14 protein-coding genes are annotated in these 12,541 nt (G+C 37.1%); 2 read left to right on the top strand and 12 right to left on the bottom strand.

What is annotated here, in order from left to right; genetic code table 11:
- Window positions 1-68: 68 nt before the first annotated feature.
- From CHRYMOREF3P_RS02015 to CHRYMOREF3P_RS02005, 3 genes are read right to left on the bottom strand one after another with little or no spacing between them, the layout of a single operon-like run.
- On the bottom strand, window positions 69-302 hold the full coding sequence (locus tag CHRYMOREF3P_RS02015) for a thioredoxin family protein (RefSeq protein WP_077417465.1): 234 nt from the start codon (window positions 300-302) through the stop codon (window positions 69-71).
- A gap of 9 nt (window positions 303-311) precedes the next feature.
- Window positions 312-1,196 carry a dihydrodipicolinate synthase family protein gene (locus CHRYMOREF3P_RS02010; RefSeq protein ID WP_180563724.1) on the bottom strand — a complete coding sequence of 295 codons (885 nt, stop codon included), beginning with the start codon at window positions 1,194-1,196 and terminating at the stop codon, window positions 312-314.
- A 32-nt stretch (window positions 1,197-1,228) separates the two neighbouring features.
- Window positions 1,229-1,684: a cupin domain-containing protein gene (locus CHRYMOREF3P_RS02005; protein ID WP_034698222.1), complete on the bottom strand. Its 456-nt coding sequence runs from the start codon at window positions 1,682-1,684 to the stop codon at window positions 1,229-1,231.
- Between the two features lie 101 nt (window positions 1,685-1,785).
- On the opposite strand from CHRYMOREF3P_RS02005, the gene CHRYMOREF3P_RS02000 reads away from it, so the two are divergent.
- A complete protein-coding gene (locus CHRYMOREF3P_RS02000; protein ID WP_180563723.1) occupies window positions 1,786-3,216 on the top strand; it encodes a PLP-dependent aminotransferase family protein in 1,431 nt (476 codons plus the stop codon).
- A gap of 62 nt (window positions 3,217-3,278) precedes the next feature.
- Here CHRYMOREF3P_RS02000 and CHRYMOREF3P_RS01995 read toward each other — a convergent pair whose 3' ends face one another.
- Window positions 3,279-4,415: an Atu1372/SO_1960 family protein gene (locus CHRYMOREF3P_RS01995; RefSeq protein ID WP_180563722.1), complete on the bottom strand. Its 1,137-nt coding sequence runs from the start codon at window positions 4,413-4,415 to the stop codon at window positions 3,279-3,281.
- 128 nt (window positions 4,416-4,543) lie between these two features.
- Here CHRYMOREF3P_RS01995 and CHRYMOREF3P_RS01990 point away from each other — a divergent pair, with 128 nt between their 5' ends.
- On the top strand, window positions 4,544-5,332 hold the full coding sequence (locus CHRYMOREF3P_RS01990) for an AraC family transcriptional regulator (RefSeq protein WP_198424124.1): 789 nt from the start codon (window positions 4,544-4,546) through the stop codon (window positions 5,330-5,332).
- 79 nt (window positions 5,333-5,411) lie between these two features.
- On the opposite strand, the gene CHRYMOREF3P_RS01985 is transcribed toward CHRYMOREF3P_RS01990, so the two are convergent.
- The 8 genes from CHRYMOREF3P_RS01985 to CHRYMOREF3P_RS01950 form a co-directional block, all read right to left on the bottom strand.
- Window positions 5,412-5,912, bottom strand: coding sequence for a CinA family protein (locus tag CHRYMOREF3P_RS01985; protein WP_180563721.1), 501 nt, complete (start codon window positions 5,910-5,912; stop codon window positions 5,412-5,414).
- A gap of 133 nt (window positions 5,913-6,045) precedes the next feature.
- Window positions 6,046-8,184 (bottom strand): catalase, encoded by a 2,139-nt coding sequence (locus CHRYMOREF3P_RS01980; protein ID WP_180563720.1) that lies wholly within the window; start codon window positions 8,182-8,184, stop codon window positions 6,046-6,048.
- Between the two features lie 54 nt (window positions 8,185-8,238).
- Window positions 8,239-8,616 (bottom strand): hypothetical protein, encoded by a 378-nt coding sequence (locus CHRYMOREF3P_RS01975; protein ID WP_077417479.1) that lies wholly within the window; start codon window positions 8,614-8,616, stop codon window positions 8,239-8,241.
- Window positions 8,617-8,630: 14 nt separating this feature from the next.
- A complete protein-coding gene (locus CHRYMOREF3P_RS01970; protein WP_077417481.1) occupies window positions 8,631-8,948 on the bottom strand; it encodes a hypothetical protein in 318 nt (105 codons plus the stop codon).
- Between the two features lie 48 nt (window positions 8,949-8,996).
- Window positions 8,997-9,584, bottom strand: coding sequence for a ferritin-like domain-containing protein (locus tag CHRYMOREF3P_RS01965; RefSeq protein WP_180563719.1), 588 nt, complete (start codon window positions 9,582-9,584; stop codon window positions 8,997-8,999).
- A gap of 369 nt (window positions 9,585-9,953) precedes the next feature.
- Window positions 9,954-10,568 (bottom strand): Crp/Fnr family transcriptional regulator, encoded by a 615-nt coding sequence (locus tag CHRYMOREF3P_RS01960; RefSeq protein ID WP_232538945.1) that lies wholly within the window; start codon window positions 10,566-10,568, stop codon window positions 9,954-9,956.
- Window positions 10,569-10,624: 56 nt separating this feature from the next.
- Window positions 10,625-11,221, bottom strand: coding sequence for a Crp/Fnr family transcriptional regulator (locus CHRYMOREF3P_RS01955; RefSeq protein ID WP_077417484.1), 597 nt, complete (start codon window positions 11,219-11,221; stop codon window positions 10,625-10,627).
- Between the two features lie 341 nt (window positions 11,222-11,562).
- Window positions 11,563-12,447, bottom strand: coding sequence for a DMT family transporter (locus CHRYMOREF3P_RS01950; protein WP_077417486.1), 885 nt, complete (start codon window positions 12,445-12,447; stop codon window positions 11,563-11,565).
- Window positions 12,448-12,541 lie beyond the last annotated feature (94 nt).

The raw sequence follows: 12,541 nt of genomic DNA, 5'->3' as shown, positions 1-12,541 counted from the left end.
CACTACATTTCATTTCGTTCAGAATGACAGTTTTGAAACAGTCTCGTTTATACAACAAGATTAATATTCTATTTTTTCACATCTTCCATAGATGCTCCAAAATTAATATGAAGAACGTTACCATTAGGTGTTACTAAAGCTGGTACAGATTTTACGCCTGCCTTCTCAGCCTCTTCAATTTTGTTTCTGTCATTTCCTAAATGGATAATTTCAATATTTTCCAAACCTATAAGGTTGATAATATCATGTTCTGCACTGATACATACAGGACATCCTGCATGATAAAAAATGGATTTTTTCATAAGATTGTATTAATTAACAAGGGTTTTAATAATATTTTTTAATTCTTCAGTCTCTTTTTCCTGAAGAGGTTTTAAAGGACTTCTCAAATTTCCGCCGTTTTCACTCAGAATCGTAAGCCCTGATTTTACAGCTCTTGGCAATCCTTTATTGACAATAAATTTTAAAAGGTCAAACTGCTGGTAGAAAATAGTTTTTGCTTTTTCAAGATTCCCTTCCTCAATGGCGTTGTAAAGACTGATAGTAAGCTCTGGGATAAGATTCGGTGCAGCGGTACACCAACCTCTTGCTCCGGCACAAAAGGCGGCCAGTGCCAAAGGATTAGAACCGTTATAGAATGCCACTTCCTCTCCCAATTCTCTTCTTAAAAAGTGCATCCTTTGAATATCTCCTGTACTTTCCTTAATCATTGTTACATTAGGAATTTCAAGGAGTCTTTTCAATAAGGCTGGTGACATGTCTACTCCACTCGTTGCAGGATTGTTATAGGCCATAATCGGAATAGAAATTTTACGGGCTACCGCGTCATAATGAGTTACAATTTCATCATCTGTAAGTTTCCAGTAACTCATTGGGATAATCATCACCGCATCAGCGCCTGCTTTTTCTGCAAACTGAGCATGGTGAATTGTTTTTTCCGTTGTAAGATTGGAAACTCCCACCAGCGTCGGAATTCTTCCTTTTACCTGCTGTAAAGTAGCTTCCGTTACTTCTTCTTTTTCTTCATCAGATAAGTAAGGCATTACCCCTGTACTCCCCAATGGAGCAATTCCGTGACTTCCGGAAGTAACCAGTCTTTCTACCAGATGTTTGAAAAGAGGAATATTTACTTTTTCATTTTCATCAAAAGGTGTTATGGGATAGGCAATAATCCCTTTAAATGGAACATTTTTCATGTTTTGCTGATTTAAAATTTAAAATCCTGATATTAAAGGTCTCTGCCTTCCTCTTCTCTCAACGCAACACCCAGATTCTGCAGCTGAGGAGCATTTTCGCAGGCAATATATTTGGCTGGTTCTGTGTCGCTAAGATTCTGATGCTTGTGCCATGCCCACGAAGGAATATATACGGCATCTCCAGCTTCCCAATGCACCCTTTCATCTTCTACTTCTGTCCAGCCTTTCCCTTCGATCACAAATAATACGGTTTCATAAGTATGACGGTGTCTGTTGGTTTGCTGTCCGGGAGTGAGTCCGCCAATCGTCATACTTACATTCTTACTTGGAAGATCTACAAAGAAAACCGGGTGTTTCCTTTCTGTTGAAAACTGATTGTGCTCTCCTGCATTTTCTACATTTTTATGAATCAAATGACTTGGTTTTACATACTTTGGTCTTGCAAAAGTTTCGTGAAAATCTTTAGAACTGAATTGTTTCTTATCCATGATTTTTAAATTATTATGGTTTTGTGCTTTATTGCATGACAAAATTATTTTATATTTGGACCATTCAAATGATTCAGTTTTTACATAAATAGATAGTCCAGATGCTTCGACCTTGGAAATTAGAATTAGAAATTGATAAAAAGCTTGCTAAAGCCGTTTATCTACAGATTGCAGATACAATCATTAGCGATATCCGTTCAGGAAGATTAAAAGCCGGAGATGCACTTCCCGGAAGCCGAAATCTTGCTCAGACTCTAAAAGTCAACAGAAATACTGTTGTAGAAGCTTATCAGGTTCTGATTAATGAAGAATGGGTGGTTTCCAAAGAGCGGAAAGGAATTTTTGTTTCTGAAAGCCTTCCTCCTTTGCATGAGAAAAATGCAACTAACACACATGGTTCTTTGAATCAGCAGATTATTTCCGGAGGAATGTTAATCAACTTTGATGATGGCCATCCGGACAGTAAAATTGCGCCGGTAACGGAGCTGGCAAGGGCTTACAGACAGATTTTCAGCATTAAAGCCAAGTGGCAGATGATGGGATATGGAAACGAGCATGGTGACACGGAATTCCGTAAAATGATCTCTCAGATGCTGAATCATCAGCGTGGAATGCACATTAATGAAAATGAAATTTCCATTACAAGAGGAAGCCAGATGGGTATGTTTCTGACCGCTCAGACTCTTTTAACCTCCGGTGACAACGTTATTGTGGAAGATCCGGGTTATCAGCCCGCATGGCAGGCTTTTAAATATGCAGGAGCACAGCTTTTGCCTGTACCTGTGGATAAAGAAGGAATCAATATTGAAGCTATTGAAAAGCTTTTGACAAAACATCAGAACATAAAAGCGATATATATTACTCCCCACAGACAATATCCTACAACAGTTACTCTAAGTTTGTCAAGAAGATTGAGACTTATTGAATTATCAAACCAATATAATATCACAATCATTGAAGATGATTATGACAATGAATTTCATTTCGGTTACCGCCCTATCCTGCCGATTTCAAGTTTTCCGGAACTTCAGCATTATGTATACATCGGAACTTTAAGCAAGGTTGTTGCGCCCGCTTTAAGGATCGGTTATCTGGCAACAAAAAATCAGGAACTATTGCAAAGAATTGGTGATTTGAGAAAGATTATCGATGTACATGGAGATGTAATCATGGAGCAGGCTGTTCTGCAGCTGATCAAAGAAGGGGCTGTAAAAAAACACATCAAAAAAGCAACCATCCATTATAAAAATAAAAGAGATTTTGTATTTGAACTGCTGATCAAACATATGAAAGGCATTGCAGACTTTACATTGCCTGAAGGCGGTCTTGCTTTCTGGATCACTCCAAAAGTTAAACTGGATTGGAATGCTGTAACCGCTCAGTTATTGGAAAAGAATATTAAGATCATTCACCCGAAACAATACAGCCAGAATCATGTGAACGGATTCAGGTTAAGCTACGGGGCGCTTTCTGAAGAGCAGCTGGAGCAAAGTATTCCAGTTATTTCAGAGGTTTTTGCTAAGTTTTTTTAATCTTTACAGAGCATAATGACAAAATCTGTGATTAGAGTATAGCCACAGATTTTATTTGAAATTTATTCTACTTCAAAGACCGCCTGAATTTCAACCGAAGAATTCACCGGAATTGAAGATGCTCCAAAAGTCGCTCTGGCATGTTTTCCTTTATCTCCGAAAACTTCAACGGCCAGATCAGAAGCAATATTCATCAAATCTGCATGTTTTGTATAATCGTCTTTTGTATTAAAAATTCCTGTAAGCTGCACACATTGCTTTACTCTGCTCAAATCTCCTCCCACAGCTTCTTTCAATACGGAAATAACGTTCAGCATAGTCACCTTTGTAGCGTCTTTTACCTGTTGTTCATTCACTTCAACGCCCAATTTTCCCGGATTGAGAATTTTTCCATCTTTCAAAGCAACCTGATTAATAAATACCAGATTTCCGGAACGGACAAACGGCTGATAGTTTCCTGCGGGTTTAGGAACCTGTGGAAGTATAATATTTTTTTGTCTCAGTATTTCATTAAAGTCCTGATGAGTTTCAGCGATAGGCGCGCTTTTTTTCGGGCGGGTATCTTTCAGAGCCAATGCTATTTTTGCAAAGTTTTTCCCTTGAAGCTCAGCAATATTCCGTTCTCCTTTGGTAGGTCTCTCCACATCTTTTAAAGAAGCCATACTTGTCACTCCTAAAACTGTATTTCCCTGTGGAATAGCTTTGTTTAGCTCTTCTGTTCCACGAATTCCGTTAGACACCAATACCATTCCGTGGACAGCAAGACTGTTCCAGAATGCCTGAAGTGCAAGCTCCTTTCCTGCTCCGCTCCCCGCTGACATAAAAACAGTAGCCGGAACTCCTTCCAAAGCGTGATTGGTCCAAAGCTGAACGGTTTTAGATAAAAATTCACTCATTCCTGTACTGATATTCCCGAAATAAACCGGTGAACCAAAAGCAATTCCATCGTAGTTTGTCAGTTCATCTGCCGTTGCTACAGACAGATTTTTCAGATTGGGATGTTGGGAAGCTTTGACTAATTTGATATAAGGAACTGCATTATTTTCGCTTTCAATGCCTTTGGCAATCTCTTTGGCCAGTTCATAGGTTCCGCCATTATCAGAATGGATAAGAACAAGTATTTTAGCTTTATTTTGTGCCATGATGTTGGTGATATTAGATAATAAAATTAAAATAAAAAAAAGACATAATTTTTTCATTCAGAATAAGATATAAGTTAATATTTTTTGTTGCGATAATTCTTTTTTAATGTCTGTTATCTTGATTATACAAAATTACTATTGTCGTTTTTATTAAATTTGCCAAAATATACATACAAAACGACAATATGAAATGTGGACTGATTGAAAAAACAGAAAGCCAGTTTGTAGATTCCATCGAAAAAGAAGCTTATGTATGGTGTGAAAAAAACTGGAAACATGATGACTATGAACATCAGCATAACCGTGCCCAGCTTACATTTGTGGAAGAAGGTTACCAATATTTCCATATCGACAGGAAGATTTATCTTGTTCCGCAGCATCATGTCATCTGGATTCCGTCTGAAAAAGCCCACAAAATAACTTCTGAAGCACAAACGGTGAATCTGATGGTTTTTCTGTTCAAGTCTGTTTTTGAAGATGAATTTTATCAGAATGTACAGGTATTTGCCGTTCCTCCTGTTCTAAAAGAAATGCTTTTGTATGCTTCAAAATGGAACCAGTCATTGGATGAAAATGAAGAACAGGACCTATTTTTCAAAGCTATTTTAAAAAGCCTTCCCAACTTCTGCAAAGAAAGCAGCGGACTAGAGATCCCTGTTCCTACGGATACCAGATTGATTCCTGTATGTAATGATATCAATGTTCATTTTAAATATAACCTGGATATTGATTCATTAGCTGGAAAAGCACAAATGTCTGTAAGGAGCCTTCAGCGGATTTTTAAAAATGAAACCGGAATTACCCTGCAAAAATACCTGCAGCTGACAAGGATTTTAAAAAGCATAGAGCTGATCGATACCAGACAATATACTTTAAGTGAAGTTGCTTATAAAGTAGGCTATCAAAGTCTCTCCGCCTTCACATCATCCTATTTTGCCATCATGCAGGTAAAGCCAAAAATCAATAAAAACTAATGAGTTTCAGTATGAGGTATTGTCACTTTAAAGGTTGGTCATCGCTGCAAAAAGTGTATTCTTCAGACCTGATAGTATTTTATTTTAAGATTAAAAGCCTGTTGAGCTCACTTTTAAAACATCCCAGAATAAATTCCGTATAATACAGCTGGGCATTCAGGGCTTGTGTTTTTGGGTGAAGTTCAAGCTTTTTAGTCAGAATGATCTCCCCTTTATAGGAAAATGAGAAATATGCAAAAATTTTATAGCCGGAACTCCGGTTCGGTGTACAGTAGCCGGTTGTGGCAATAGACCAATCCGATTCGTAGAGCCTTGCAACGTTTAATGCCATGGTCTCTGCAACATTTTCTGAAACACAGTCACATTCTTCAGCTTCCTGTCTGTTGACTTTTAATAGTCTTACTTTTTCCGGTAAAGAATAGGTTGTCATGCCTCCTTTATAGAACATAGAAGCATTAGGCATCTGTGAGAAAGCCAGCTGTAAACATCCTGAAGTAACACTTTCTGCAACGGAAATGGTCTCGTCAATGGTCATGAATGACTGGCTTATATATTCAAGAAGATTTTGTTGAAATTCCATAATATTATATTTTGAATGAGGTTTAAAATTAGCTTGAGGAAATGAAAAAGAGAGGTTCAAAAAGCTGCTGAATGAATAAAACAGCAGCTTTCAAAACCCAAATATTAATATGGTGTGAAAGGTATTTTAATACTTATGAATTTCTCTCCATTTCAAGATCCCATACTCTGTGTTGGGCAATAGCATTAATAAATTTATCTGCAGGATTTCCATCTTCCCATGTAATGATTCCAGGATCATCATGTTGTTTGGCTGATACATTAGAATGATGATAAAGAGCCTGTGTATCTGTACCGAAATAAATTGCCTTACAATGTCTGTAAGCTTCATTGATAAAGTGCAGCACATGATGTTTATTTTCTGAAATCATCAGTTCTTTTACCGAATCCGCACCTGAACAGATATAAAGTGCATCAAAACAGACACTGGCTGTATTGGTCAGAGAATGTTTCGGGGTCAGGTCTGTGCCGTCATTGGTTTTTATATGAGCAAGACTTGGCGCAATCAATTCAACTTTGGCACCTTCTGCTTCAAGTTTTGCCTTAAGATCGCTGACAGCTCCTCCATCAGCACCATTGGCCAGAATAAATCCTATTTTTCTGCTTTTAATCGTATTCTTAACGGTATGTCTCATGCTTAAAGCATCAGAAGTTTTTGTATTAGGGTCCCTTTCTTCGCTCTGAAGCTCTACAATATTACTGTCTGCCGGCAAACTTTGGTTGGGCCATTCTAATTTTTTGACTTCTACCCCTAATTTTTCTGCAACCCTCCAGGCCAAAGACATATCAATAAAAGCCAGCTGCCCTACCATTCTTTCTCTAATTTCAGGACGATTCACTTTAGACAATTCAAAGATCAATGCATTCTGAAGGTGAGTTTTTTCCGGTGTCGACTGGCTGTTGTAGAATAGTTTAGCCTGTGAATAATGATCTACAAAGCTTTTGCTTCTTTTCCTGATCTTTACCCCAGAAACTCTTTCCTGCTGGGAAGCAAAACCTCCTTCAGACATCATCGCCTGAAAAGGACATCCACCTCCTATGGAATTGGGTTCATAGCTCGTTTTTCCTTTGACAATCTGCTGTCTCATGTGTCCGTCCCTTTGATTATTATAAACGGTATTGATAGACCTGTTAATCGGGATTTCATGGAAATTGGGTGATCCCAGTCTTGACAGCTGAGTATCAGTATATGAAAATAATCTTCCCTGCAGCAGCGGGTCATTCGTGAAATCTATTCCGGGAATGATATGTCCGGGATGAAAAGCTACCTGTTCCGTTTCTGCAAAGAAATTATCCGGATTTTTGTTCAGGGTTAATGTTCCTACCATTTCTACGGGCACTTCTTCTTCAGGAACCAGTTTGGTAGGATCAAGAAGATCAAAATCAAATTTGTGCTCGTCTTCTTCAGGAATCAGCTGTACACCAAAATCCCATTCAGGATAATCACCGTTTTCAATGGCTTCCCAAAGGTCTCTTTTGTGAAAATCAGAATCTACTCCTGAAATAATCTGAGCTTCGTTCCAGGCTACAGAGTGTACTCCCAATTTTGGTTTAAAATGAAATTTCACAAAATGTACTTTTCCTTCCTCATTAATGAATTTGAAAGAATGTACCCCGAAGCCTTCCATCATTCTCAGACTTCTCGGAATAGCTCTGTCGCTCATCACCCACATAATCATGTGCATACTTTCAGGCATGAGTGAAATAAAATCCCAAAATGTATCATGTGCCGAAGCGGCCTGCGGAATTTCATTATCTGGTTCCGGTTTTACAGCGTGTACAAGGTCCGGAAATTTCATAGCATCCTGAATAAAAAACACAGGTATATTATTGGCCACCAAATCATAATTTCCTTCATCAGTATAGAATTTCACCGCAAAACCTCTTGCATCTCTTGCGAGATCTGTACTCCCTTTACTTCCTGCTACAGTTGAAAATCTTACAAAAACAGGTGTTTCTTTTCCCAGTTCTGTTAAAAATTTTGCTTTGGTATAGGCTGCAAGGCTTTTGTTAAGTTTAAAAACGCCATGGGCACCGGAACCTCTTGCATGCACTACTCTTTCGGGAATCCTTTCGTGATCAAAGTGGGTAATCTTTTCTCTCAGAATAAAATCTTCCAGTAATGAAGGGCCGCGTTCTCCGGCTTTTAAAGAATCCTGATTATTATTAATCTTTAAACCCTGATTGGTGGTCAGTTTTTCATTTTCATTGGAAGTACTATGTACATCCAGCTGTTCTGCTTTTTTGTTGTGTTTGTTGGTTTCCATATTCATAATCTTTTTGTGGTTGGTGTTCAAAGCAGTGAGATAAGGAAATATTCTGCAGAATTAATCTGCCTTTTTTTCCAGAATTTCAAGAAGCCTGTTGATATATTCTTCCTCCTTCAGTACTTTATAGTAGGCTGTTTTAGCATACAAAGTGAAATCCGGGGATTCAAATCTTATTTCATCATCCATATCAGTGCTTTCCATGCTGTTTTTGGTATGAAACTCACGGATATGAAGGATATATTCTTCCATATAAGCATCTATTACTCTTTTCAGAACCTCACACTGAGCATTGTTTTTAATCTTTTCCAATGATTTGATCAGAAAAGCTGTAACTCCGTAAGAATTGATAATAAGCGGAAATAAAGACTCATTTTCTAGAGCATTATTTTTATCATTCAACCCTGAATGTTGTAAAGTGTCGTTTTCAAATATCATATTCAAAAAAGGTATTAGTTATGAGAAGCTTTTAAATATTGCTCAAAATAATGGAGGTCATTTTTATCTTTGATAGACAGATAAAACATGATCTGTTCCGGCTCTTTTAATCCGATACTGTTGAAGCAGTCAAAATGAGCAATTAATGCCTGTATACTTTCAATATCAATATCTTTCAGGATAATGAATAAAAGAAATATATTTTCTTTTATTTCTTTGGCATAGATTGCTGCTCCGTCCCCAAAACATGTTCCTGAGTGGGTGATTTTTATAAAATCTTTGTGTCTCAGCGTTTTTATTATTTTCTGGCCATCCATATATTTTGATTTCATGGTTGAAACAAGCCATGTAGAACAAGCTACATGGCTTATTGTATACTTTTAATCTTCCTGTTCTGCATCAAAATTGATGGATGCTTCTGCAATATCTGTAAGATGCGAGTCGGTGTTTTCTTCTTCCTGAAGTGTTCTTTCAAGGAGATTGGCGGCTTTATCATGTCCCATGGTAATCGCAAGCTGTGCAAGTCCGCCATACGTTGCAATTTCGTAATGTTCTACTTTTTGTGCAGCAATAATTAATGCAGCATCTCTTGTTGCAGAGCCATCTTCTGTAGATTTGATGACTTCTTCACCTTCTTCAATGATTCCTTTTATAGCCTTGCATTCCTTTTTTTCGGGCTTTTCATCAATAAGTTTAAAAACTTTTTCCAGACGTTTTACATGCTTTTGGGTCTGAAGATGGTGATCTTCAAAGGCATCCTTCAGTTCTGCGGTGGTAGCGGCTTCCTGCATTTTTTCCAATGCTTCAAGAATGGCATTTTCAGCATAATAAATATCTTTCAGGGCACTTACAAAGAATTTGTGAAGCGGGGCATTTTTCATTTCATCCTTGTTGACAGTCGTCTTATCTGCAGTTCTTTTCTGGGTGGCAGAAACTGAATTATTGGTTTCTAATATTTTATTGGGCATGGTGTAAATGGTGTTTGTATTAATGGGATTACCTCTTTATATAGGTCTAAAAAGGCAATCCCGGAAAAAGAATTATGAATTATGTCTGCCTCCGAATCTGTAGGATGTCTGGCCTTTTGAACTACGATTTTCTTGAATTTCTAGTGTTCATAACTGAATTTTTACTATTACTATTTAGTGATGTGTATTGCAGCCCGTGACTAATATTAGACGGAAACAATTGAGTCTCGGTAATTTTAAAATGATGATAAAAGCAAATGCTTTTTGCGTGCCTTTATTGAGGTCTTAGGAATGGTATCGAATAATTCTTTACCAAATATACGTCAGAATAATTCACTTTTTTATGACCTGAGTCATGTTAATCGAATATTAATATAAAATTTTGCGGTCTTTTAAAGTGATGCTCCCTTCTTTTTCCATTTTTTTTAAAGTTCTGATCACTGTTTCCACACGCAGGCCTGTAAGATTGGCAATCTGCTGACGTGTAAATGCAATATGGAAACACTGGTGACAGTCTTCATCATGATAGCTTTTAAGATAATCCAGTAACCCTTTCAGCCTCTGCATAGGGTTTTGCGATGCAAGGCTCTGCATCATTTTTAATTTATAAAAAATTTCCTGTGAAAGGCAGGCATTCATTTCCAGAGAAAGATCCGGATGCTGCCTGATCATTTCAAAGAAATTATTTTTGGGAAGTCTTATTATTCGGGAATCATCAAGACATATAGCATTGATTGGATAATCCTGATTGAGAAAAAGCATTGCTTCTCCAAAGCTCTGTTTTTTGCCCAGAATATTATGAATGAATTCTTTTCCGTTTTCATTATAATTATTCAATTTTACTTTTCCTTCACCAATCTGAAAATAATATAATGCATGATCCTCTTCTCTAAAAACTGATTCCTGTTTTTTATAGTCTTTGTCTTCTGCACCAAAAGAGTACAGAAGATTTTCATCAATATTCATGCAGCTTATTGTCTTCATAACTTCACTAGTTTTTAAATAAAAAAAAATTTACAAATAGTATGCTTTAAATTAGATTAGTATAAAATTTTACGATTTTCAATTCTCACAATTTTATCTCTTTCCATATGTTTGATGGTTCTTATAGCCGTTTCCACACACAGACCTGTAAGGCTTGCCATCTGCTGTCTCGTTAACGGAACCAAAAAAGAATAAGGAGTCAGATCCTTTTGAGAACTTTTAAGATAATCCATTAATCCCCTCAGCCGTATAGAAGGATTTTGAGACGAGAGATTCTGCATCATGACAAATTTATAATAAAGTCGTTCGGAAAGGAAGTTACTTACTTCCATGTATAATTCCGGAGATTGGTTCAGTAAATTAAAAAAAAGAGTTTTATGAAGCCTTAAAACAGTACATTCTGTAATGGCTTCAGCATTCATAGGATAAGGTTTTTCTATAAAAAGTATAGATTCTCCACAACTTTCTCCGTCAGATAAAATATTTTGAATAAATTCTCTCCCTTCCTCATTATAATTATTGAGTTTTACCTCTCCTTTAATAATCTGGTAATAGTAATTACTAATGTCCCCTTCACGGAAAATAGTTTCTGAAGGGGTATAATGTCTCGTTTCTGCTCCCGCTGAAATCAAAATATTTTCGTCGATAACCATAATAGCCTTTTTTGGAATTGTTTTCTTCTTCCTATCCTCTTAGTCTCAGTAAAAATAGTATTGGCAATCGATTTCTAACTGCATGCAAAAACCGCACCTTAATTATTGGCCATAATGTTAAATAAAGTTAAATAAATCATTAATTTCAATCAATTTTAAGCTTATTGATCTAAACTCATCAAAAAATCAGCTTTATACACAATATTTTGCAATCAAAAAACACTGCAATTCAACACAACGCTTTGATTATTAAAGCAAAAGCCCGGTTTCTGTATGAAACGGGGCTTTCTATATGGAGTTCCAAAAGAATTATTGGGTTGTCATTCTCAATATATTTTTAATTATTTCGCAAATTTCTTAGTTCCTACAACACATAATATCACTCCTACTGTCACACCCAGCATTCCCATACTCACCTGCTCATGAAGAAGCCAGGCAGCCAATGCAAGGCCAAAGAAAGGCTGAAGCAGCTGGAGCTGTCCCACAGTAGCAATACCACCCTGCGCCAATCCTTTATACCAGAATATAAAACCAATGAACATACTGAAAAGAGAAATATAAGCCATTCCAAACCATCCCTGGAAACTAACACTCCCAATATCCTCAGGGAAATAAATAAAGAATAAAGGAATCATAACAGGCAATGCCAGTACCAAAGCCCAGGAAATCACCTGCCAGCCCCCTAATGTTTTGGATAATTTTGCCCCTTCAGCATAGCCCATACCGCATAAAATAACTGCCAGCAACATCAGAATATCGCCAATGGGTGAAGCAGATATTCCTTGTGAAACTGCATATCCAATCACTAAAAGACTTCCAACAATGGAGAAAAACCAAAATATAGGATGAGGCCTCTCACCCCCACGGAAAACTCCGAATATAGCGGTTGCCAAAGGAAGCATTCCCAAAAATACAATAGAATGAGCCGAAGTAAGGTATTGAAGAGCCAGTGCTGACAAAAGCGGAAAACCTACCACGCAGCCAAGAGAAACCAAGAGCAAAGGAATTAACTGCTCTTTAACGGGACGTTTTTCTTTACCCAGCCATAATACGATAAGAGCTAATATCCCTGCCACAGCTGCACGAACTATCGTCACAAAGGTCGGACTCATTTCCATGACAGCTAATTTGGTAGCAGGCAAACCACCGCTAAATAATACTACCCCTATAAAGCCGTTGATCCATCCGCTTATATTTTCATCTTTTGATATTTGTTTTGTTATCATTGTATCGAAACTTTTAATTGATGGTTCAAAATTAAAAAGGATAATTTGATAAACACAGTATCAGTTTTGTATATTTGCATGAGCACAGTTTGAA

The sequence above is a fragment of the Chryseobacterium sp. JV274 genome, assembly GCF_903969135.1.
GTDB lineage: Bacteria > Bacteroidota > Bacteroidia > Flavobacteriales > Weeksellaceae > Chryseobacterium.
This window is presented reverse-complemented; position numbering and strand designations above follow the sequence as displayed.

What these genes read in the sequence shown, in the direction of transcription:
- CHRYMOREF3P_RS01995 (WP_180563722.1), bottom strand. Translation starts at nt 4,415, where the DNA reads ATGAAAAAATTATGTCTTTTTTTTATTTTAATTTTATTATCTAATATC.
- CHRYMOREF3P_RS01950 (WP_077417486.1), bottom strand. Translation starts at nt 12,447, where the DNA reads ATGATAACAAAACAAATATCAAAAGATGAAAATATAAGCGGATGGATC.
- CHRYMOREF3P_RS02000 (WP_180563723.1), top strand. Translation starts at nt 1,786, where the DNA reads ATGCTTCGACCTTGGAAATTAGAATTAGAAATTGATAAAAAGCTTGCT.
- CHRYMOREF3P_RS01955 (WP_077417484.1), bottom strand. Translation starts at nt 11,221, where the DNA reads ATGGTTATCGACGAAAATATTTTGATTTCAGCGGGAGCAGAAACGAGA.
- CHRYMOREF3P_RS01960 (WP_232538945.1), bottom strand. Translation starts at nt 10,568, where the DNA reads ATGAAGACAATAAGCTGCATGAATATTGATGAAAATCTTCTGTACTCT.
- CHRYMOREF3P_RS01980 (WP_180563720.1), bottom strand. Translation starts at nt 8,184, where the DNA reads ATGAATATGGAAACCAACAAACACAACAAAAAAGCAGAACAGCTGGAT.
- CHRYMOREF3P_RS01970 (WP_077417481.1), bottom strand. Translation starts at nt 8,948, where the DNA reads ATGAAATCAAAATATATGGATGGCCAGAAAATAATAAAAACGCTGAGA.
- CHRYMOREF3P_RS01990 (WP_198424124.1), top strand. Translation starts at nt 4,544, where the DNA reads ATGAAATGTGGACTGATTGAAAAAACAGAAAGCCAGTTTGTAGATTCC.
- CHRYMOREF3P_RS02005 (WP_034698222.1), bottom strand. Translation starts at nt 1,684, where the DNA reads ATGGATAAGAAACAATTCAGTTCTAAAGATTTTCACGAAACTTTTGCA.
- CHRYMOREF3P_RS02015 (WP_077417465.1), bottom strand. Translation starts at nt 302, where the DNA reads ATGAAAAAATCCATTTTTTATCATGCAGGATGTCCTGTATGTATCAGT.
- CHRYMOREF3P_RS01965 (WP_180563719.1), bottom strand. Translation starts at nt 9,584, where the DNA reads ATGCCCAATAAAATATTAGAAACCAATAATTCAGTTTCTGCCACCCAG.
- CHRYMOREF3P_RS01975 (WP_077417479.1), bottom strand. Translation starts at nt 8,616, where the DNA reads ATGATATTTGAAAACGACACTTTACAACATTCAGGGTTGAATGATAAA.
- CHRYMOREF3P_RS02010 (WP_180563724.1), bottom strand. Translation starts at nt 1,196, where the DNA reads ATGAAAAATGTTCCATTTAAAGGGATTATTGCCTATCCCATAACACCT.
- CHRYMOREF3P_RS01985 (WP_180563721.1), bottom strand. Translation starts at nt 5,912, where the DNA reads ATGGAATTTCAACAAAATCTTCTTGAATATATAAGCCAGTCATTCATG.